The organism is Bacteroides clarus (assembly GCF_015555825.1).
Lineage (GTDB): Bacteria > Bacteroidota > Bacteroidia > Bacteroidales > Bacteroidaceae > Bacteroides > Bacteroides clarus.
This window is the reverse complement of sequence record NZ_JADNLF010000017.1, coordinates 30691-54739: the sequence shown is the minus strand read 5'-3', so window position 1 is coordinate 54739 and position 24049 is coordinate 30691. Positions and strand designations below refer to the sequence as shown.

Genomic DNA, 24049 nt, shown 5'->3' with positions numbered 1-24049 from the left:
CAGGTATGAATCGGTTGTTTTGTATTGCCATGTTTGCATTTTGCGCAGGGGCTTTGTCCGCACAAGATGTTTCGTGGCCGGAGATTAGTTTGGATGCCAGGCCGGCTGCCCGCTGGTGGTGGATGGGAAGCGCGGTGGATAAGGAAAACCTGACCCGTAATTTGGAAGCGTATGCTGCGGCGGGAATGGGTACGATGGAGATTACTCCGATTTATGGCGTGCAGGGAAATGACGCGAAGGATATTCCGTTTCTCTCTCCCCGATGGATGCAGATGCTGCAATATACGGAAAGTGAAGCGTCCCGTTTGGGAATGCAGATTGATATGAATACCGGTACCGGCTGGCCGTTCGGCGGTCCTGAAGTGGGAATAGAAGACGCAGCCTGCAAACTGTTTGTCACGGAATACCGGTTGGAGGGCGGGAATACGCTCGACAAAAAGATAGAAGTCGCCGATAGAAAACAGCGGCCTTATGCCGAATTGGAACGTCTGATGGCTTTTTCCGATAAGGGAAAGTGTCTGGATTTGACGAATAAGGTGAAAGACGGAATGCTATGTTGGAAAGCTCCGAAAGGCAATTGGCGTTTGATTGCCGCCTTTTGCGGCAAGACTTTGCAGAAAGTGAAACGTGCGGCTCCCGGCGGTGAGGGGTATGTGATGAATCATTTTTCGGCCCGTGCCGTGAAAAACTATCTCGGACGTTTTGAACGCGCTTTCGATGGACGGTTCAAGGATACGTCCGGCAGCGCTACCGCTTATCCTCATAATTTCTTTAACGACTCCTATGAGGTTTACGGGGCGGACTGGTCGGAAGGACTTTTTGATGAGTTTCTGGCACGTCGCGGTTATAAACTGGAAGAACATCTGCCGGAGTTTCTGGCGACAGGGGAGCGTTCGGACAAAACCCGACGCATCATCTCCGATTATCGCGAAACTCTCAGTGAATTATTGCAGGAGAACTTTACCCGTCAGTGGACGGAGTGGGCGCATCTGCACGGTTCTAAGACCAGAAACCAGGCTCATGGTTCGCCGGGAAATCTGATAGACCTTTATGCTACGGTGGATATTCCTGAGTGCGAAGGCTTCGGCCTATCCGATTTCGGTATACGGGGATTGCGTAAGGATTCGCTGACGCGTCCCAATGACTCCGACCTCTCCATGCTGAAATACGCTTCTTCGGGCGCTCATATCGCCGGCAAACCTTATACTTCTTCGGAGACTTTTACTTGGCTGACGGAGCATTTCCGTACGTCTTTGTCGCAATGTAAGCCGGATATCGACCTCATGTTCGTTTCCGGCGTCAATCATACGTTTTTCCATGGCACGACCTATTCTCCCGCCGAGGCTGCCTGGCCCGGTTGGAAGTTTTATGCTACGGTGGATATGAGCCCGACGAACAGTATATGGCGGGATGCGCCCGCATTCTTCCAGTATATATCCCGTTGTCAGAGCTTCTTGCAAATGGGACAGCCGGATAATGACTTTCTTGTGTATCTGCCGTTGTATGATATGTGGCAGGAGCAGGACGGACGACTGCTGATGTTCGATATTCATAAAATGGCACAGCGTGCTCCGGGCTTTATAGAGGCGGTGCACCGTATCAATGATGCCGGTTACGATATGGATTATATTTCCGATAATTTCATCCGTACGGCTGCTTGTCGCGATAAGAGAATCGTAACGTCCGGCGGAACAACGTATAAGGCATTGGTGGTTCCCGGGGCGCGTTTGATGCCTGCGGATGTACTTGCCAAGCTTCTTGATTTGGCGAAAGAGGGGGCGACTGTTGTATTTTTGGATCAATATCCGGAAGATGTTCCGGGATATGCCGGATTGGAACGGCGCCGCACGGAATTTAAACGTACTTTGGAGCAGATAAAGAAATTAGGGAATGAACGTGGTAAAGACCAAACGGTGCTCTTCGGTACGGATTATGCCCGTACGCTGGCACAGACCGCTGCCATACCGGAGGCGATGAAGACATCTTTTGATTTGAGTTGTATTCGTCGCAAAAACACGGAGGGCTATCATTATTTCATATCCGCACTGACCGGGAAAGATACGGAAAGTTGGATACCGTTGGCCGTACCTGCACGTTCGGCTATGCTTTATAATCCGATGAACGGATCTTCCGGTAAGGCTCTTCTGCGCCAGAAGGATGGCAAGACGGAAGTTTATTTACAATTGGCTTCCGGGGAATCAGCCATATTGAAGACTTTCACGGAAGCTGATGTACAGGTTCCGGAATGGAAGTATCAGACTGTTGCGCAGGGAACTGTCGAACTGTCCGGTTTATGGAGCCTGCGGTTTGTGGAAAGCGCTCCTGCGGTACATAGTGCACCGGATTCCGTTTCTTTGGGCTCATGGACGGATTTATCCTTTGAAGGTGCCGGAACAACTATGGGAACAGGTTGCTATACAACCGCTTTTGTGATTGAAAATCCCGCCTCTGCTCAGGATTGGCTGCTCTCACTCGGTGACGTTCGTGAAAGCGCCCGTGTACGTATCAATGGTAGGGAGGTTGCTATTTTGTGGGCTGTACCCTATTGTTGCCCCATCGGGCAATACTTGCGTTCGGGAAAGAATATTCTGGAAATAGAAGTGACCAATCTTTCTGCCAACCGCATAGCCGATATGGATCGCCGTGGAGTGAAGTGGCGTATCTTCAAAGATATAAATATTGCGGCGCTTGGTTATAAAAAAGGGACTTATGCCGGTTGGGAACCTGTACCGAGCGGTTTGTTAGGCCCTGTACGTATTATACCGCTGAAGATAACTAAAAACGAAATGCAATGAAAAAAATCAGTTGGGCCGGGGTAGCGTTTGTTTGCGCTTTCTGCTCCTTACACGCTCAAGACCCGCGTGAACGAAACTATTTCTATGAGATTCTTGACCCTAAGCACGAGCCTAAACCGTTGGTAGAGGGATTCGCTCAAGAACGGATTACTGAGAAATTAAACCGCGGACTGGCGGTCGCTCCTTCCCGGGACGGCAAATCCGTGTATCTCAGCTGGCGTTTGCTGGCATCGGATGCTCCTGCCACGGCTTTCCATGTATATCGTGAAGTAGACGGAAAGACTCGTCGCTTGACGAAAAAAGCTGTTTCCCGTACTTGCGACTTTGTGGATGCCACCCCTCATGAACAAGCCGTTTATTGGGTGGAGGCTGTTGTAAAAGGACAGAAACCGGTTGTATCGGAAAAACGGAAGGTTGTATCGGCCGATTTGAAACCTTATACATCTATTCGCCTGAAAGATAATGCAAAAGCCGGAAAGATAGCGTTGGCCGACCTGAACGGTGACGGGGCCTATGATTATATCATCCGTACTCCCGAAACAAATGTCGACCCGGGCATGCCGGGTGACACTACCGGAAAAACTTATAAAATATCCGCTTATTTGAGTGACGGCACTTATCTGTGGACATACGATATGGGGCCGGGTATTGAACCGGGTATCTGGTACTCGCCTTTCATCGTTTACGATTTCAATGGAGACGGTAAGGCCGAAGTGGCGATTAAAACGGCGGGTACCGACTATGTGAAGAACGGGAAAGGGCGTGTTTGCGGCGGGAGTGAATATCTTTCCGTATTGGACGGCATGACCGGACAGGAGATAGACCGCGTGGATTGGCCTGAACGCAATGACCGTTACGGAAATCTGATTCGACAGAATCGTAATCAGATGGGAGTTGCCTATTTAGACGGAAAGACGCCGTTCATTCTGGCGGCACGCGGTACTTATAAGTTGATGGTTGTGGATGCCTGGATGTTGAAAAACGGTAAATTGGAACGTGTGTGGCGTTGGGATGGTGATGAGGAAAATCCTATTGTCCGTAGTATGGGCGCGCATAGCATGGTTACTGCCGATGTAGACGGTGACGGTCGCGATGAGGTTATGTTAGGCTCTTGTATGCTCGATGATAACGGAACGCTTTTGTGGTCCTCGGGATTGGGACACAGCGACAAAGCGTATCTTTGCAAGTTGCGTCCCGATATGGAGGGCATGCAGGTGTTTATGGTAAGTGAACCGAAAAAGGAAGACGGCCGTGGCGTTTCGGTAGTGGATGCTGCTACGGGTAAATTGATATGGGGTATCGGACATACGACCTATCATGTAGGCGACGGCATGGTAGCGGATTTTGACCCTGCTCATCCCGGATTGGAGTGTTTTGCCAGCGAAGACCGTAAAGGAGGAAGCACCGATAGATATTTGCTTACTGCCGACGGAAAGAAACTGCAAGTATCTCAAGATGAGATACCCGGTTGCCGTAACTGGATATGGTGGGATGCCGATTTGTTGCGTGAGACATTCAAAGGAGACGATAACCGTTGGGGAGCAGGTTCCTCTTCCGGTGGACGTGACCAGAGTATCTGGAAATGGAAAGGTGAGATATTAACGGAAAATATCAAAGGGGATATATTGCTGATGGCTGATATGGAAGGTGATTGGCGCGAGGAACTGATAACGGCTTTACCCGGCGAACTGCGTATCTATCGCACCAATATTCCTGCGACAGACCGTAGGGTAACGTTGATGCAGGACGCTTTGTACCGTAGCTATGTAGCTCATCGTAGTATGGGGTATCCTCAGGCGCCTGTACCGTCTTATTATTTAGGAGATAATTAATGTATGTATCGGAAAATATGTTCCGGTACGTTTGCTAACTTTAAAACGCTATTAAGAATGACAAAACCATTGTATGTAATCGCTGCTATTTGTTTATGGCTATTCAGTGCTTGCCAGTCTGCGGACTATAAGTATGAAGCTGTTTATCGTAACCTGCCTTTTGACATGCCTCGTGTGGAAGCGCCGAGATTTCCCGACCGTACGGTTAATCTGGCAGAGTTCAATGCTGTCGGTAATGGAGAAACTCTATGTACATCGGCTTTTGCCGATGCAATCAATACTCTTTCCGAACAAGGGGGAGGGCATCTTGTTGTTCCTGCCGGTGTTTGGCTGACAGGACCTATTGTGTTGAAAAGTAATATCGATTTGCATTTGGAAAAAGGAGCCGTTATCCTTTTCTCTCCCGATGTAGACCTCTATCCTTTGGTGGAAACTGTATTTGAGGGTTTGGATACCCGTCGTTGCCAGTCGCCTATTTCCGGTCGTAATTTGGAGAATGTGGCGATAACAGGCGAGGGAGCTATCGACGGAAACGGTCATTACTGGCGCCCGCTGAAGCGTGAGAAAGTCACGGAGAGTGTTTGGAAGCAGACGACAGCCCGTGGTGGCGTATATAAACGTCCTACTTACTGGTTTCCTTATCCTGAAACTTTGAAAGGAGATACTATCAGTAATATGAATGTCCCTCAGAATCTGCAAACGGAAGAAGAGTGGCAAAGTGTCCGTCATTTCCTTCGTCCGGTAATGGTGAGCCTGATAGAATGTAAGAATGTATGGTTGCAAGGAGTGATATTCCAGAACTCTCCGGCATGGAACTTACATCCGCTGATGTGTGAGAATGTACTGGTTGAAGACGTGCAGGTGCGTAATCCGAGCTATGCGCAGAATGGTGACGGACTGGATTTGGAATCTTGTAAAAACGCGCTGATTGTGAATTCTACTTTTGATGTGGGAGATGACGGAATCTGCCTGAAAAGCGGTAAGGATGAAGATGGCCGCCGTCGTGCACGTCCTTGTGAAAATGTAGTGGTAGATGGCTGTACGGTATTTAAAGGACATGGAGGTTTTGTTGTCGGCAGTGAGATGAGCGGCGGGGTACGCAACGTGTCTGTCAGCAATTGTCAGTTCTTGGGAACGGATGTGGGATTGCGCTTTAAAAGTAAGCGCGGCCGTGGCGGTATTGTTGAAAATATCTGGATTACCAATGTTTCCATGATGGATATTCCTACCGAACCGATTACTTTCAATCTTTATTATGGTGGAAAATCTGCCGTTGAAGTGTTGGAAAGCGGTGAAAAGGTTCCGGCTAAAGTCGATCCGCTTCCTGTGGACGAAACAACTCCTTGTTTCCGGAATATTCATGTGAAGAATCTGATATGTGCAGGAGCCCGTCGCGCATTATTCTTCAACGGTATTCCTGAAATGCCGATTGAGAATGTCGTGTTGGAAGATATTGATATTACTTCACGATTGGGCGCCGAATTTATTTATAGCAAGGCTGTTACGATGAAGAATGTAACTATCCGCAATACGGAAGGCGAGCAAGTTGTTACCCGTTTTTGTGAGGATATGAAATAAGAAGTCGGATGTGGTAATAGCGGACGAAATGGATTGTCAAATCTGACACCCTTTCAGTCAAAATAAGTACAAAGAATAGGGGATGATTCCCCTATTTTTGTATCATGAAATAGCGACTAAAACTAATTACCATGAAACAATGTTTTTTTGCGGTCGATTTGGGTGCTACCAGTGGCCGTACTATCTTGGGAACCTTCACACCGGAAGGATTGGAAATGGAAGATGTGAATCGCTTCCCGAATCGTTTGATTGAAACCGGCGGACATTTTTACTGGGATATATATGAACTTTACCGGCATATTATCGAAGGATTGAAAATAGTCGCTCAAAAAGGAGATGTTGAAATTACTTCCATTGGTATCGATACATGGGGAGTGGATTTTGTTTGCGTGGGTAAAGATGGTGGATTTCTTCGTCAACCTTATTCGTACCGTGATCCCCATACTGCCGGAGCGCCTGACGCTTTCTTTGAAAAAGTAGCCCGTAAACAAGTCTATGAGTGGACGGGTATTCAGGTTATGAACTTCAATTCTTTGTTCCAGCTCGATACATTGAGACGGAATGGTGACAGTGCATTGGCCGCTGCCGATAAACTGCTTTTTATACCTGATGCTTTAAGTTATATGCTGACCGGGGAAAAGGTAACGGAGTACACCATTGCCAGCACGGCGCAGCTGGTAAATGCGAAAACCCGTAAACTGGAAAATGCTTTGCTGCGCGAGCTCGGACTGACGGAGAATAATTTTGGCCGCTTTGTTTACCCCGGTGAGAAAATAGGAACATTGACAAAAGAAGTACAGCGTATGACCGGATTGGGAGAGATACCTGTAATTGCGGTTGCCGGGCACGACACGGCTTCTGCTGTGGCTTCAGTTCCTGCAATGAATCCTGATTTTGCATATCTGAGTAGCGGGACTTGGTCTTTAATGGGAGTGGAAACAGAAAGCCCGGTTATTACAGAAGAAACCGAATCTTTAAATTTTACGAATGAAGGCGGCGTGAATGGCACTATCCGTTTATTGAAAAATATTTGTGGAATGTGGCTGTTGGAACGCTGTCGTGCGGCATGGGGAGAGACTTCGTATCCGGAGCTGATATCCGAAGCGAATGCCAGTGAACCGTTCCGCAGTCTGATTAATCCTGATGATGCTTTGTTTGCCAATCCTGCCGATATGGAACAGGCTATAAAGACGTACTGTTCGGATTCTCACCAGCCTGTTCCGCAGACACGAGGTCAAATTGTTCGTTGTATCTTTGAGAGTCTTGCCCTGCGCTATCGTCAGGTTTTGGATAATCTTCGCACTCTTTCTCCTCATCCGATAGATACACTTCATGTTATCGGCGGTGGAAGCCGTAATGATTTATTGAATCAATGGACAGCCGATGCTGTCGGTATTCCTGTTGTGGCAGGCCCGTCTGAGGCTACGGCAATCGGTAATATTATGATTCAGGCGTTGGCGGCAGGAACGGCAAAAGATATTGCTTCCATGCGTCAATTAATCAATCGCTCTATTTCTTTGGAAACTTTCTATCCGGAAGATGCGGAAGTGTGGGATACCGCATATTTACATTTCAAACAGGTGACAATGAATCATTAATGTTTAACAATCATATAAAATAAATCAGTATCATGAAAGAAGAACTAATAACAAAGGCTTATGAAGTAGCTAAGGAACGTTATGCTGCTCTTGGGGTAGATGTAGAAAAGGTAATGGAACAACTTCAGAAGGTTGCGATTTCCATGCACTGCTGGCAGGCTGATGATGTCCTCGGTTTTGAGTCGGGCAGCTCGTTGACCGGCGGTATCCAGACTACAGGTAATTATCCCGGTAAGGCTCGTAATATGGAAGAATTACGCGGCGATATTTTAAAGGCCGCTTCTTATATCCCCGGTAAGCACCGTTTGAACCTGCATGAAATTTACGGTGATTTTGGCGGTACCTTTGTTGACCGTGACCAAGTGGAAGTGAAGCATTTCGAGAGCTGGATGCAGTGGGCCGCTGAAAACGGAATGAAACTGGATTTCAATTCAACCTCTTTCTCGCATCCGAAAAGCGGTAACTTATCTTTATCTAATCCGGATAAGAGCATCCGTGATTTCTGGATTGAACATACCAAACGTTGCCGTGCCATTGCAGAAGAGATGGGACGCCGTCAGGGTGATCCTTGTATCATGAATCTTTGGGTACACGACGGTAGTAAGGATGTGACTGTAAACCGTATGAAATATCGTGAGTTGTTTAAGGACTCTCTCGACCAAATTTTTGCTACGGAGTATAAGAATATGAAAGACTGCCTGGAGTCCAAGGTGTTCGGTATCGGTCTGGAAAGCTATACGGTAGGCTCTAATGAGTTCTGTGTAGGTTACAGCGTGCAACACCAGAAACTGATAACAATCGATACGGGACACTTCCATCCGACGGAAAGCGCTGCGGATAAAGTTTCGTCTATGTTGTTATTCGTGCCGGAATTGATGCTTCATGTAAGCCGTCCGATTCGTTGGGATTCCGACCATGTGACTATCATGGACGACCCGACTCTCGAACTTTTCCAGGAAATTGTTCGCTGCAATGCTTTAGACCGCGTACATATCGGTCTTGACTATTTCGATGCTTCTATCAACCGTATAGGCGCTTATGTCATCGGTACCCGTGCTGCGCAGAAATGTATGTTGCGTGCGTTATTGGAACCGCTGGCTAAACTTCGCGAGTATGAGGCTGCCGGTCAAGGTTTCCAACGTCTTGCTTTGTTGGAAGAGGCCAAAGCTTTGCCTTGGAATGCCGTTTGGGATATGTTCTGCTTGAAGAATAATGTGCCGGTAGGTGAAGAGTTCATCGCTGAAATAGAGAAATACGAAGCTGAGGTTACATCAAAACGTAACTAAGTTAATCAGAGTTAATGATAGTGTTTAGCGGGGAAAGCGTATCTTTGCCCGCTACTTTCATTACTCATAGAATATTAACCATTGATTATCATGAATACACTAATAGGATTATTAATTATCGCTGTGGGAAGCTTTGGGCAGAGCAGTTCGTATGTACCTATCAATAAAGTTAAAGGCTGGTCATGGGAAAACTTTTGGCTGGTACAAGGGATTTTTGCCTGGCTCGTCTTTCCGTTGCTTGGCGCTTTACTTGCCATTCCTGCTGATGGCAACCTGATAGAACTTTGGGGAGCCGGCGGTGCATTGCCGGCTATTATTTACGGTGTCCTTTGGGGTGTCGGCGGTTTGACATTTGGATTGAGTATGCGCTATTTGGGTGTTGCCTTAGGACAGAGTATAGCTTTGGGTACTTGTGCCGGCTTTGGAACTTTGTTTCCGGCTCTGTTTGCAGGGAAAGACTTATTACATGGCGATGGCTTGATGCTCCTTATTGGTGTTTGCATTACTTTGGCGGGAATTGCCATTATCGGTTATGCAGGCAGTCTGCGCTCCAAAAATATGAGTGAGGAAGAAAAAAAGGCTGCCGTGAAAGATTTTGCGCTGACAAAAGGACTGTTGGTCGCTTTACTGGCAGGTGTGATGAGTGCCTGTTTTGCTCTCGGCCTGGATGCCGGAACGCCTATTAAAGAAGCGGCTTTGGCCAGTGGTGTGGCCCCGTTGTATGCCGGACTTCCTGTTATCTTTCTGGTGACTTTGGGCGGGTTTTGTACGAATGCGGCTTATTGCATTCAGCAAAATATAAAGAATAAGACAGGTAAGGAATACTTGTCGGCCAAAGGCAATATCCTTGTGAATAATATTTTGTTTTGCGCTCTTGCCGGAGTATTATGGTATTCGCAATTCTTTGGTCTGGAGATGGGTAAAAGTTTCTTAGGCGGCAGTCCGATATTGCTTGCATTCTCTTGGAGTATACTGATGTCACTGAATGTTACATTCAGTAATGTTTGGGGAATCCTGCTGAAAGAATGGAAGGGATGCGGCTCTCGTACAATAGGCGTACTGATATCGGGATTAGCCGTTCTTATCGCTTCTATTATTGTAGTGGCGATGGCACAAGCATAAAAATAATATCTAATAAATTGTAATTAAATAGACACATGAAATCAATTCTTGAAAATCGTCCCGAGTTGGCTTATGAAGTCAATCAGGCGGCAGAAGTAGCCGGATATCTTTGGCAAAAAGGTTGGGCGGAACGTAATGGTGGTAATATAACTTTAAACATCACTGAATATGTAGATGATGAAATCAAAGCTCTGCCGGCTATCAGCGAGGTTAAACAGATAGGTAAGCAGCTTCCTTATCTGAAAGGTTGCTATTTCTATTGTAAGGGTACTCAGATGCGTATGCGTGATTTGGCGCGTTGGCCTATGGCAAACGGTTCAATAATCCGTATTCTGGATGACTGCGCCAGCTATGTAATTATAGCGGACCAGCCTGTAATGCCGACGTCGGAATTACCTTCTCATCTTGCAGTTCATAATTATCTGCTTGAAAAAGGTTCTCCTTATAGAGCATCTTTGCATACACATCCTATCGAACTGATTGCTATGACCCATAATAAGAAGTTCCTGGAGAAAGATGTGGCTACTAATCTGCTTTGGAGCATGATTCCGGAAACCAAAGCGTTCTGTCCTCGTGGATTGGGTATAATTCCCTATGAATTGCCAAGTTCCGTACAATTGGCTGACGCTACTATTGAAGCCCTGAATGATTATGATGTAGCTATGTGGGAGAAGCACGGAGTTTTTGCAGTAGATGTGGATATTATGTCTGCTTTTGACCAGGTAGACGTATTGAATAAATCCGCGCTGATTTACATTGCGGCTAAGAATATGGGCTTTGAACCGGACGGTATGAGTCAGGAACAAATGAAAGAGATGACTGTGGCTTTTAATTTACCGAAATAAAAGTGAAGCGTAATTATGTATAGGATGATATTGAACGAAACCTCTTATTTCGGAGCAGGCTGCCGGGAGACAATCGCGGTAGAAGCTATTCGCAGAGGTTTTAAGAAGGCCTTCTTTGTGACAGATAAGGACTTGATTCGTTTTAAGGTCGCAGACAAGATAATTGAAGTGTTTGAAAAGAATCATATTCCTTATGAACTTTTCAGTGATGTAAAAGCAAATCCTACTATTGCCAATGTACAGCATGGCGTAGCCGCTTTTAAAGAGTCCGGTGCGGATTTTATTGTGGCGTTGGGAGGCGGTTCTTCCATTGATACGGCAAAAGGTATCGGTATTGTGGTGAATAATCCGGATTTTGCAGATGTGAAGTCGTTGGAAGGCGTAGCTGCGACCCGTTACAAGGCTGTTCCCACTTTTGCTTTGCCTACAACGGCCGGCACTGCTGCTGAAGTAACCATTAATTATGTGATAATTGATGAGGACGCAAAAAAGAAGATGGTTTGCGTAGACCCCAATGACATTCCGGCTGTTGCGATTGTAGACCCGGAACTGATGTATTCCATGCCGAAGGGATTGACTGCCGCAACAGGAATGGATGCCTTGACACATGCCATTGAAAGCTATATAACACCGGGCGCTTGGGCTATGTCTGATATGTTTGAGCTGAAAGCCATTGAAATGATTGCCGCTAATTTGAAAGCTGCGGTAGACAATGGTAACGATGTAGCAGCTCGCGAAGCCATGTCGCAAGCTCAGTATATTGCCGGTATGGGATTCAGTAATGTGGGCCTGGGTATTGTACATTCTATGGCACATCCGTTAGGCGCTCATTATGATACTCCTCATGGAGTTGCCAATGCATTGCTTTTACCGTATGTAATGGAGTACAATGCAGAGTCTCCGGCTGCTCCTAAGTATATTCATATAGCCAAAGCTATGGGAGTAAATACCGATGGCATGACTGAAAGTGAAGGAATACGTGCAGCAGTAGACGCTGTTCGTAAGTTGTCATTAAGTATTGGTATTCCTCAAAAGTTACATGAAATCAATGTAAAAGAGGAAGATTTACATCAATTGGCTGTCGATGCATTTAATGATGTTTGTACAGGTGGTAATCCTCGTCCTACTTCTGTCGAAGAGATTGAGGCTTTATACCGTAAAGCTTTTTAATTATAATTCAAATATACCATGAAGAAAACTATTATCTCGTGTGTGCTGTTTTTAACAGCTGTCACTGCCTTCTCGCAAACAACGATGAAGACTGCGGCTGAAGCTAAACTATCAGCTTCCGACCTTGCCGTAAAAATAGCAGACCGTATTCTTGCAACCACCACTTATGAGTTTAAGAATACCAAGACCGGTAAAACCTATAAGTCGGTTAAAGACCTGCCTTTGGATATGAATGTCAAGGTTGCATGCAAGTATAATAATTGGCATTATACCAATGGAGTGACTCATATCGCTTTAATGGAATTGGCCGATAAAACCGGTGCTAAGAAGTATGATGATTATGTCTTTAAAAATATGAACTTCGTATTTAATGAAGGCAATCTGGACTTCTTCAAGAAGCAATATGATCAGGCAATGAAAGATGAAGGTTGGTATGGAGTTCGTAAATTGAGCTGGCATATGATTTTCCGTGGAAAGCGTTTGGATGACAACGGTCCTATGGGAGCCAGTCTGATTGACTTGCAGATGAAGCATCCGAATAATTCTTTCTTGAATTATATTAATGAAACAGCCGAACATCTGAATTATGGTGAGCCTCGTCTGGCAGACGGTACTATTGCCCGCATTTGGCCTCATGAAAATACAATTTGGGCGGATGACGCTTTCATGGCTATCTCATTTCTTGCCCGTATGGCTAAGATGACCGGTGATATGAATTACATCAATGATGCTGCCAATCAGGTAATCAAATATCATAAATATTTGTGGTGCCCTGAAAAGCGTATTCTCTATCATTGCTATCATACGGATACGGATGAACATGGTGTTGCTCATTGGAGCCGTGCTAACGGTTGGGTTTTTATGGCAACTGCCGATTTACTTGCAGTGATGCCGCAAAATCACCCGATGCGTCCTGAAGTATTGGAATGCTTCCGTCGCCAGTGCAGCGGTGTAGTACGTTATCAAGGTAAGAACGGTTTGTGGCACCAGCTTCTCGATAAGGAAGATTCTTATGAGGAGATTACAGGTACGGCTATGTTTGTCTTTGGTATTGCACGCGGTGTAAAGCACGGATGGCTGCATCCCGACTTTATTTATGCCGCCGAGCAAGGACTTAAGGGTATGATGACGTTGATGTCTGATAAAGGTGATGTTACTAAAATCTGTGTCGGAACAGGTATCATGCCGTCTCCTGCATATTATTATAACCGTCCTACCCAAGAGAATGATCCGATGGGTGAAGGTCCTGTTCTCCGTGCATTGATTGAAATGATGGATGCGCCGAAATATACGGAGATCAAGGCCGAGCAACAGTACGATAAAATTGTGGTTAAGAAGTAGTAGTCCTTTTAGAAATAAGCGAATCCCGGTTGGAAGAATGCCTGTTCTGCCAACCGGGATTTTTTTATTAAATCTTGCATCGCTATCCCTTATTTCATAAATATTTCCTATTTTTGTCCCGAACCCATCATGAAGGACACGTATTATGACAAAGAATTACAATGATTTAGGAGTGGAATTTAAGTATCTTATTGTAAATGACATGGACCAAAAATTTGGTCTTTGGGTAAATACTGTCGGCTTTCAGTCTATTCAGCCGGACTCTCCATATCCTTTGAAAGATCACCCTTCCGGCTATTTCTTTAATGCCCAGAAAGGACGTGTTTTGCGTGAATACCAATTGGTTTATATAACGAATGGGCGGGGATTATTCTCTTCAGAAACCACTCCGGAAAAGCAAGTCTGTAAAGGACGGTTGATGGTGCTGTTTCCCGGACAATGGCATACCTATCATCCTTATCGTCAGACAGGGTGGAATGAATACTATATAGGTTTTGAAGGACCTGTCATTGATAATTTGATGAAAGGCGGTTTCTTGTCAAAGGATAATCAAGTGCTTGAGGTCGGTTTGAATGAGGAACTGGTATCTCTCTTTTCCCGCGCCTTAGAAATTGCCGAAGCGGATAAGATATCTTCTCAGCAGTATCTTGGCGGTATAGTATTGCATATCGTAGGTATGATTCTTTCCATTTCGAAGAATAAGATTTTTGAGGTAGGTGACGTCGATCAGAAGATTGAGCAAGCTAAGATTATAATGAATGAGAATGTCTTTAAGGATATCGATCCTGAAGAGTTAGCCATGAAATTAAATATTAGCTATTCCTGGTTCCGGAAAGTGTTCAAGGACTATACAGGTTATGCGCCGGCCAAATATTTCCAAGAACTGAAGCTACGTAAAGCTAAACAGTTGTTGGTCGGAACTTCTCAGTCCGTCAAAGAGATTTCTTTTATGCTTGATTATAAATCTACCGAACATTTCTTTTCATTATTTAAAAAACGTACAGGGTTTACACCATTGGAATACCGTTCTTTCGGTCGGGAGACTGAAGCGGAGAATGAGGACTTAGATTAAAGTCAAAACAGGCAGTAAACAGTCAAAATACTTACAAAACCCTTGATTTTCTGTTGTTTTAGTACTTGTAAGTTCCTTTTTACTTAAGAGAAAGTCAAAAAGGAAAGTATTTATGTCAGTAATTATATTTAGCTGCACGTTAGTATATTTAATTTTGCACTCACAAGTTTTGTGTCCGATTAATAATTATATCGGACTGTTAATCTTGAATTAATTAATCAACCAATTTATATTAATAGTCTATGAGAATCTTACACAAAAAACTATGCTTATTGATGCTTCTGTTGATAAGTTGTCCTTTTAGTATTTATGCTCAGAACAAGACGATTACGGGTACAGTTCGCGATGCGATAGATGTAGTGATCGGTGCTTCTGTAACAGTGAAAGGTAATACCGGTGTCGGTACTATTACTGATATGAATGGTAATTTTACTCTTTCTGTACCGGCTTCTGCAAAGGAACTGGTTGTTTCGTTTATCGGTTATGATAATCAAACAGTAGTTATTGGTAATAAAACTCATTTTGATGTTACATTGAAGGAGTCTTCGGTAATGTTGGAGGAAGTGGTTGCTATTGGTTATGCCAAAGTGAAGCGCAAGGATCTGACTGGTTCATCCGTGTCGGTAGGTAGTAAGGAACTGGCTATTGCACCAGTGTCTACGGCTGCTCAGGCATTGGCTGGTAAAGCTGCTGGTGTAAATATCGTTCAGCAGAGCGGTGCGCCGGGTGCCGAGATCAACATCACAGTGCGTGGCGGAACGTCTATCACTCAGAGCACCACGCCCCTCTACATTGTGGACGGCTTCCAGATGGAGAACGGCTTGCAGAACGTCGACATCAACGACATTGAGAGTATTGATGTGATGAAGGATGCCTCGGCCACTGCCATCTACGGTGCGCGCGGTTCGAACGGTGTTATCCTCATTACTACAAAGTCTGGTAAGTCTGGCAAGACAGAGGTCAGTTACAACGGTTTTGTTAGTTTCGACCGCTTGGGCAAGAAATTAGAATTGTTGGGTGTAGAAGATTACGTGAAGTACCAGTATGAATACCAACTGCTGCGTGGCAACGAGGATAGTTTTACCGGTATCTTCGGTGGCAACATTAACGATGCCGATTTTTACACAGGGGCTTACCAGCGCATCCATGACCAGTATGGCAATCGTGCGGGCATAGACTGGCAGGACGAGGTATTCGGCAGCACTGGTATCACGCAGAACCACAACGTCAACATCAGCGGCGGCAGTGAGAAAACTAAGTACATGCTGAGCTACAACTATACCGGTGAGGATGGTATCATGGCTAAGCACGGTTACCAGAAAAACAGCATTCGCGCCAAGATCAACCACGAGCTGTGGAAAGGTGTACGTTTCGATTTCTCCAGCAGCTTGCAGATGACCAAACTCGAGGGCGGCGGTTCGTTGGGTGGTACGTTGAAGCAAACCATTCTACAGCCTGTGACTGGCGGTGAGCGTTGGACTAACGAGGAGATGCTCAACAAGGATTTGGCCGACGACATGGAGGAGATTCCCGGAAGCTCGGGTTACGACTCCAATAATCCTCTCTTGAACAACAATGCCATTACCAAGGAGAAATACACCCGTATGGCCACGGTGAACGCCGGTTTGGAGTTCGACATTATTAAGAACCTTACGTTCCGCACGGCGGGCAGTTACATGTGGCAGCAGGTGCGTGATGATATGTGGGACGACGGCTCCACTAAAACCGCTAAGAGCAATAATAGTCCTTATGGCTACGGCTCACGCGACAATAATGAGAAGTTCTCTTACCAGTGGACTAATACGTTGAGCTACGCTTTCGATGTGAAGGATGACCACCATTTCAACGTCCTGTTAGGTCAAGAGACGTGGTATCAGGAATCCATGAAGTTGGAAAATGAATACCGTGAGTTCACCACTGGTAATTTCGGTCTGAACGATGTTTCCATGGGAACACCTTACGAGTGGAAATCCAGCAAGAGCCGCGAGGGCATGGTGTCGGTCTTCGGTCGTATCAATTACAACTTTGGTGATCGCTACCTTATTACCGGTACTATTCGTGGCGATGGTTCGTCCAAATTCGCCAAGGGTAATCAGTGGGGGTTCTTCCCCTCGGCTTCTGCCGCATGGCGCATTTCTGAGGAGGCGTTCATGAAAGACAACACCGACTTCTTCCAAAATCTGAAACTGCGCGTAGGTTACGGTACGTCGGGTAATAACAACATTGACGACAATATGTATTCTACCAACTACGGTTCGGGACACTACGCTATCAATGGTACCGATTTTATCACTTATATTCCCGGTAGCACGCTCGGCAACAAGGAACTGAAGTGGGAGAAAACCACCACTACCAATGTCGGTCTGGATGTTTCCATCTTCAATAGCCGCTTCAACCTGTCGGTAGACTGGTATAACAACGTCTCCAGCAACCTGCTTATCAAGCAGAAGATTCCTACCTCTACGGGTTACAGCGACCAGTATCAAAATATCGGTTCCATCCGTAATCGAGGTGTGGAAGTAGTGCTGAATTCTACCAATATCCGCACAAAAGATTTCACTTGGACGATGGATTTCAATATCGCTTTCAACCGCTCCAAGGTACTCGACATCTACGGCGATAACAACGAGGCGAACAGTTTCATCCAGGACTATGAAAGCCGTATGGGCTTCAAGATTGAAAAGGACAAGCCTATGGGGCAGTTCTACGGTTTGGTGTACGATGGTATCTACACTACTGACGACTTCGAACAAGTGGATGTTGATACCTACCGCTTGAAAGACGGAGTCGCCTCGCTGAAAGGATTCGATCGTAACAGCGTGAAACCCGGCGACGTGAAATATAAGTCGATTGCCGGCGAGACTGATGATGACGGAAACCCGGTGTGGAGTACCAACGATCGTACGGTCATCGGTAACGCTTCGCCCAAGTTTACCGGCGGTTGGAACAATACCTTTACGTATAAGGGTTTCGACTTGAATATCTTCATGAATTTCTCCGTGGGTAACGATGTGTTCAACATGAGTACGCAGCGCTTCGTAGGCCCCTATTTGGCCAACCAGAACTCCATTGGTGACATGGTGAACCGTTTCACACTCGTCGACCCGCTTACCGGCAAGGAGAGTAAGAGTTTGGCACGTTTGGCGGAACTGAACCCTGGGCAGCACAATGACGACATGATGTGGAATATTTCGAGCAATAACAAAACTGCTATTAGCGACCATAGCAGTTATTACATTGAGAATGGCTCGTTTTTACGTCTCAGCACTATCACTCTCGGCTATACGCTACCTAAGGGACTGGTTCGGCGCGCCAAGATAAGCAATGCCCGTGTGTATTGTACGATGAACAACGTCTGCACCATTACAGGGTATAGCGGCTACGACCCCGATGTCGCTTCTTCTAGCAGTGCTTTGACACCAGGTATCGACAACTCTTCCTATCCGCGCTCTAAGAGCTGGGTAGTGGGTGTAAACTTAACTTTTTAACAAAAATGAAGAAAGTAGTCATGAAAAAGATAACAACTATTTTAAGTATATCGGCATGCCTGTTGGCATTCACTTCTTGTGAGGATTGGCTGGACATGCCTTCCGAGTCAAAAGCCGACAGTACCACCATTTTCGAGTCGCTGGATCGCGCAGAGATGGCGGTGGTGGGTGCCTACAATTCACTGAATAATCAAGAACTGGGCTACCAGCTCTTGGAGGGAACGGATGAGAGTGCTTCCACCGAAAACAACTCTAAATATAATGTGAGCAACTACGATTACACCAATACATCGTCCATGCTCAACTCTACCTACACCAGCATGTACAAGGCTATTGAGTATGCTAATGTCTGTATCAAGAACCTGCCGGACATGAGTGTGGACGAGAGTGAGCAGGTTAAACTGAACGGCTTGCTGGGTGAGGCACTTGCCATCCGTGCTTATGCCTACTGGAATATCGTGCGCTTCTACGGCGATGTGCCCTATACCGATGTGCCTACCAGTGAACTGACCACGTACTCCTCGTCCCGCGTGAGTCGCGACACCATCTATGATCACTGTGTGACTGACCTACAACGCGCTGTTGAGTTACTACCTTGGTACGATGAGGGTTATTTGTCGACGCCGGAGCGTATCTCCAAAAATGCAGCTTACGGCATTTTGGCCCGTGTGGCTCTCTATGCCGCTGGTTACTCTTTGCGCTGGGACTTAAACACGGTCCCCTATGACAAGTCTACCGTTAAGATTGCGCAGCGTGATGACACGGAACGCATTCGTGAGTTGTATCAGATTGCTGCCGATGCTTGCAAGGCAGTCATCAATCATGGCAAGAACGACCTGCTTGACGACTACGACCAGCTTTTCCGCGATTTAGCCAACCAGACTTACAATGAGGAGACGATGTTCGAATTCGGCAGTTACGGTCCCAACGGTACCAATACCCGTACGGGCTACACTAACGGCATCCCTACCAGCGGACAGGACAACTCCACTGGTGGGATGGGCAAGGGAGGCACACAGATGGTGGCTATGCCGACATTCTACTTCGAATTCGATGAGGACGACCAGCGCCGCGATGTTTCCGTCTGCAACTATGGTTTGAAACTTTCCAGCAACGGCAATAAGTATCAGATGAACACTTTTGCTGGTATGGGCGTGGGTAAATATCGTATCAACTGGAAGTCCGAGAAAGGTACCAAGGATGACCGTCGCGACATCAACTGGCCACTGTTGCGTTATGCCGATGTGCTGCTGATGTATGCCGAAGCGTTGAACGAACTGAACAACGGTGCCACACCCGAGGCCGTGAACGCTGTGAAGCAAGTACGCATGCGTGCTTTCCACAACGATGAAGACAGGGTCGGCAGCATTCCCACCGACTATACGGCTTTCCGCAACTATATCATCAAGGAACGTAAGTTGGAACTGAGCAATGAGGGGTTGCGCAAGAGTGACTTGGCACGCTGGGGCATATTGGTGGACTATCTTACCGAAGAGAAAGCTAAGTTGGTACGTTTGTGCAAGCGTGAGGGAGAGTATGCCAATGTGAAGCCCTATCGCGCTTACAAACTCACTTCTACCCCCGAGTTCCTTGACCCCACCATTGCGCTGGATTATATTGAAATGGACGAGAGTGACGTAACCTCTATCCTGAAGCCCTATGAATTACAAACATTGCACACCACAAACAGCAGTTCCAAAGGTGCTGTGGAGAAAACATTCTACGAGGTAGGTGACGAGGTGTACTATCTTGAGAATCAAGTGCCTGTCGGTTCAGAGTTCAAAGAGGTGAAATACACGATATTGAATATGTTCAGTGTGAATACCATCAAACAGAAAGGCAACTTGAGCGTGGATGAGAAGAAAGAAGCCGGTGTTAAAGAGGATGGAACTTCTACGGGTTCAGATGTGACAATCAGTTCAGAGAACTCTTGGATTACAGGTAACGCAGGCGTCTACTACGGCATGAAGAAAAATATGGTAGAGATCCTGCCGTTTAGTACGACTGCTATAATAGACGTCAATCCTGGTTTGAAAGATCAGCAACATCCTTGCTACTAAAATAAGTAATTGAATAATAGGTTAGTGAAAAATAAAGGCGGATACTCTTGTTTGAGTTCCGCCTTTGTCATATATTCGATTATTTTTGTTGTTTTATTTTAAATTTTTCTTCCCATGAAAAACATATATCTTATTATCATCTTGTTCTTTTCTGTTATCGGAGTCTGCGTACACGCCCGTCCTTTGGCCTTTCCCGGCGCCGAAGGTTATGGCAAGTACACAACCGGTGGACGCGGCGGGCGAGTTCTGATCGTAACCAATCTGAACGACAACGGCGAGGGGAGTTTGCGGTATGCCGTAGAACAGAAAGGGCCGCGTATCATAGTCTTTGCCGTAGATGGCACTATTGAGTTGAAGTCTTCGCTTCGTATTGATAATGATAGTATTACCATAGCCGGGCAGTCGGCTCCGGGTGATGGTATTTGTTTAAAAGATTATCCGTTGATTGTTAATGCGAGTAATGTTATAGTCCGTTATATTCGTGTCCGTGTGGGTGATCGTCATCAATTGGATAGTGATGCCATAGGTGGCGGGCGTTATGGACAGAAGAATGTTATTTTAGACCATATTTCTGTTAGTTGGAGTATCGATGAATGTCTGTCTATTTATAAAACGGAGAATCTTACCGTACAATGGTGTTTGGTGACTCATAGTTTGAATTCTTCGGTTCATACGAAAGGCAGTCATGGTTTCGGCGGCATTTGGGGCGGATACAAGGCTACATTTCATCATAATCTTTTGGCGAATCATGCAAGTCGCAATCCACGTTTTGCTTCGGTAGATGGTACAAAATGGGTGGACTATCGTAACAATGTCATATATAATTGGGGATTTAAGACCGCTTATGGTGGCGGACATCATGCTGAGATAAATATGGTGAATAATTACTATAAGCCGGGACCTGCTTCTCAGCATCATCGTTTGCTTGATGTAGCTGAAGACGGTACTGGTCGTTATTATGTAGCCGGTAATGTAATGGAAGGTGATAAGGCCGTGACTGACAATAATCGTAGGGCTATTACAGACTGTGCCGGGAAATGTTATATTCGTAATGTAAAAAGCGCCTCGCTTACTTCCGGAATAAATCTGGAAGCAGTACCTGACAGGGGTGAAGAGTGTAGTTCTTGCTTAGTAGATACTCCTTTCCCGTACGAACCAACAGACGAGGATATTCCCTTTATAGCTTACCGGCGTGTATTGAAATCTGTGGGGTGTAGTTTTTCGCGTGATTCTTATGATCAAGAAGTATTATATCAAGTGAAAGAGGGGCTAGGCACATTTGGTACAAATGGTATCATTAATTCACAAGAAGATGTGGGTGGATGGCCAATATTGAGGGTAGGTAAGCCCTTAATAGATACTGATGCAGACGGGATGCCTGATGTTTGGGAGAATGCTCATGGATTGAATGCAAATGATGCTTCCGATGCCTCCAATTATACATTAGATGAAAAATATACTAATATTGAGGTGTATCTCAATAGTCTTGTTCGATAATCATTTTTCTTAGCATTTCTGCCAATACATACAGAGATTGGTTGCTGAGGAAGCGTTATCTTTGCTTCGTTCACAACTATGAGATATATTACTTACACTAAAAATACCATGAAAAAACTATTTTATTCTCTACTTGCAGTCGTTTTGGCAGCTTGCGGTTCGGAAAAGCAAGCGCCGATAGATCGTGAGGCATTGGTTGCCCGTAATAACCCTCAGGTTTCTTCATTTGACTCCCTGGCGTCGCTGTCGGTGGGTAACGGTGAATTTGCCTTCACAGTGGATGCTACCGGACTTCAGACTTTCCCTGTTGCATATAAGAAAGGCGTACCATTGGGTACGCAAAGCCAATGGGGCTGGCACAGTTTCGGTAATCCTGATCACTATAAACCGGAAGAATACTTGAAGGAATACGATTTCGGGCGCGGCCATAAAGAATTGTACGCCTGCCAGTTTAAGGAAGACGGACGGCAGAAAGAAGCCTCTAACTGGTTCCGTGTGAACCCTCACCGCCTGCATTTGGGCATCGTAGGGCTGGAGTTGGGCGATAGTGTGAAGATTTCGGATATTACCGATATTGCCCAAACACTGGATATGTGGAACGGTGTTATCAACAGTCATTTCGCATTGAATGGCAACGCTTTTGATGTACAGACTGTATGTCATCCGGAGTTGGATATGATTTCCGCCTGCATCACCAGTCCGGCACATGCAGGAGTGAAGCTGCACTTCCCGTATCCTACGGGTGCCCATGCCGATGACGCTTGCAATTGGGATGCTAACGACAAACACACTACAAATATAGTTTTTGAAGATGCGCAAAGCGCTGTTCTCAAACGTACGCTTGATTCTACGGTTTACTACGTATCTTTGCATTGGGAAGGCAAAGCCTCCCTCAAAGAGAAGTCGGCAAACTATTTTGTACTGACACCGGAAGAAGATAAATTCGCTTTCTCTTGCAAGTTTACTTCCGATTTCCCCGGAACCGTACTCGAAAGTGAACCTGCGACTTATACAGCCGATGCGCTGCCCGTCTTTGCCGAAACTCTGGCTGCCGGCAACAGCTATTGGAATAACTTTTGGAAGAACGGCGCAGCCGTAGATTTCTCACATTGTACCGACCCGCGTGCCAAAGAACTGGAACGCCGTGTTGTATTGAGCCAATACTTGCTGGCCATTCAGTCGGCAGGTAGCGTTCCGCCGCAGGAAACCGGATTGACGTATAACTCATGGTTCGGTAAATTCCACCTCGAAATGATATGGTGGCATCAGTCCTGGCAGGCGCTTTGGGGGCATCCGGAGTTGCTGGACCGCACACTCGGCTGGTACGAAACGGTGGAACCGGTTGCCCGTGAGATAGCACGCCGTCAAGGTTTCGACGGAGTCCGTTGGATGAAAATGACCGATCCCAGCGGAACGGAAGCACCGTCTAATGTCGGCAGTTTCCTGATTTGGCAACAACCGCACTTTATTTATCTGGCGGAACTCGTTTACCGTGCCAATCCTTCGGATGAAGTAATTAAGAAATACAACCATCTGGTGCAAGAGACTGCAAAGTTCATGTACTCTTTCGCTACGTACGATGATTTCCATGGCCGCTTTATCCTGAAAGGCGCGATTCCTGCACAGGAAACATTACGTGCCGCTACTACCATCAATCCGCCGTTTGAACTCTCTTACTGGCACTATGCAATGAATGTAGCGCAGCAATGGCGCGAACGTGCCGGTGAAAAACGCAATCTGGAGTGGGATGAAATGATTGACAAACTCTCACCGCTGGCCTATAATGAAGACAGCCTTTATCTGGCTGCCGAAAATGCGGTAGATACGTATAAGGATATTCGTTTCACCAGTGACCACATGGCTGTACTCGGTTCTGTCGGCATCCTGCCTATGAACAAACTGATACGTGCCGACTATATGAAGAATACGCTTCATTGGGTGTGGGATAACTGGAATTGGGGTAAGACATGGGGTTGGGATTATCCGATGACCGCCATGAATGCCACTCGTCTGGGTGAACCCGAAAAGGCTGTCGGCGCTTTGCTGATGGATAAGCGTACCAATACTTACTTGCTGAATGGGCACAACTATCAGGACGGCCGTTTACGTTGCTACTTGCCGGGTAATGGCGGTTTGCTGACTGCGGTAGCGCTGATGTGTGCAGGTTGGGACGGCTGTGAAGTGAAGAATCCCGGTTTCCCGCAAGACGGTACGTGGGATGTACGTTGGGAAGGACTGAAACAGATGCCGTAATCTTCTGGCTGTACATAAATATTATTATGTATGCCTGATAGGAAACTCCTTTTACCATACCCTCTCGGAATACCCTGTAAGAGGGGGTAGTCTCACTATACGACTGAGCCTG

General features: G+C 46.1%; 14 protein-coding genes. All 14 read left to right on the top strand.

The window, feature by feature from the left end; genetic code table 11:
- Nucleotides 1-5: 5 nt before the first annotated feature.
- The 14 genes from I2F54_RS15295 to I2F54_RS15230 all read left to right on the top strand — a co-directional run bounded on the left by I2F54_RS15295 (nucleotide 6) and on the right by I2F54_RS15230 (nucleotide 23937).
- A complete protein-coding gene (locus I2F54_RS15295; RefSeq protein WP_195501761.1) occupies nucleotides 6-2795 on the top strand; it encodes an alpha-L-rhamnosidase in 2790 nt (929 codons plus the stop codon).
- Nucleotides 2792-4627, top strand: coding sequence for a rhamnogalacturonan lyase family protein (locus I2F54_RS15290; RefSeq protein ID WP_195501759.1), 1836 nt, complete (start codon nucleotides 2792-2794; stop codon nucleotides 4625-4627). Before I2F54_RS15295 ends, I2F54_RS15290 begins: the two co-directional genes overlap by 4 nt.
- A gap of 57 nt (nucleotides 4628-4684) precedes the next feature.
- The gene (locus I2F54_RS15285; RefSeq protein WP_022219204.1) at nucleotides 4685-6205 is read left to right on the top strand and encodes a glycoside hydrolase family 28 protein; all 1521 of its coding nucleotides are present in this window, start codon (nucleotides 4685-4687) and stop codon (nucleotides 6203-6205) included.
- A gap of 131 nt (nucleotides 6206-6336) precedes the next feature.
- A complete protein-coding gene (rhaB, locus tag I2F54_RS15280; RefSeq protein ID WP_195501757.1) occupies nucleotides 6337-7803 on the top strand; it encodes a rhamnulokinase in 1467 nt (488 codons plus the stop codon).
- A gap of 32 nt (nucleotides 7804-7835) precedes the next feature.
- Nucleotides 7836-9089: an L-rhamnose isomerase gene (locus I2F54_RS15275; RefSeq protein ID WP_009121896.1), complete on the top strand. Its 1254-nt coding sequence runs from the start codon at nucleotides 7836-7838 to the stop codon at nucleotides 9087-9089.
- Between the two features lie 90 nt (nucleotides 9090-9179).
- Entirely contained in the window at nucleotides 9180-10211 is a 1032-nt protein-coding gene (gene rhaT / locus I2F54_RS15270) for an L-rhamnose/proton symporter RhaT (protein WP_195501755.1), read from the top strand.
- 35 nt (nucleotides 10212-10246) lie between these two features.
- Complete coding sequence (gene rhaD / locus I2F54_RS15265) at nucleotides 10247-11056, top strand: rhamnulose-1-phosphate aldolase (protein ID WP_009121898.1); 810 nt, start codon at nucleotides 10247-10249, stop codon at nucleotides 11054-11056.
- A 15-nt stretch (nucleotides 11057-11071) separates the two neighbouring features.
- A complete protein-coding gene (gene fucO / locus I2F54_RS15260; protein WP_087426767.1) occupies nucleotides 11072-12226 on the top strand; it encodes a lactaldehyde reductase in 1155 nt (384 codons plus the stop codon).
- An 18-nt stretch (nucleotides 12227-12244) separates the two neighbouring features.
- Nucleotides 12245-13567 (top strand): glycoside hydrolase family 88/105 protein, encoded by a 1323-nt coding sequence (locus I2F54_RS15255; protein ID WP_195501753.1) that lies wholly within the window; start codon nucleotides 12245-12247, stop codon nucleotides 13565-13567.
- 145 nt (nucleotides 13568-13712) lie between these two features.
- The gene (locus I2F54_RS15250; protein WP_195501752.1) at nucleotides 13713-14639 is read left to right on the top strand and encodes a helix-turn-helix domain-containing protein; all 927 of its coding nucleotides are present in this window, start codon (nucleotides 13713-13715) and stop codon (nucleotides 14637-14639) included.
- Between the two features lie 275 nt (nucleotides 14640-14914).
- Complete coding sequence (locus I2F54_RS15245) at nucleotides 14915-18127, top strand: SusC/RagA family TonB-linked outer membrane protein (protein WP_195501750.1); 3213 nt, start codon at nucleotides 14915-14917, stop codon at nucleotides 18125-18127.
- A 20-nt stretch (nucleotides 18128-18147) separates the two neighbouring features.
- Entirely contained in the window at nucleotides 18148-20187 is a 2040-nt protein-coding gene (locus I2F54_RS15240) for a RagB/SusD family nutrient uptake outer membrane protein (RefSeq protein WP_195501768.1), read from the top strand.
- 114 nt (nucleotides 20188-20301) lie between these two features.
- On the top strand, nucleotides 20302-21684 hold the full coding sequence (locus I2F54_RS15235; protein WP_087426763.1) for a pectate lyase family protein: 1383 nt from the start codon (nucleotides 20302-20304) through the stop codon (nucleotides 21682-21684).
- 108 nt (nucleotides 21685-21792) lie between these two features.
- Nucleotides 21793-23937, top strand: coding sequence for a hypothetical protein (locus I2F54_RS15230; RefSeq protein ID WP_022219196.1), 2145 nt, complete (start codon nucleotides 21793-21795; stop codon nucleotides 23935-23937).
- Nucleotides 23938-24049 lie beyond the last annotated feature (112 nt).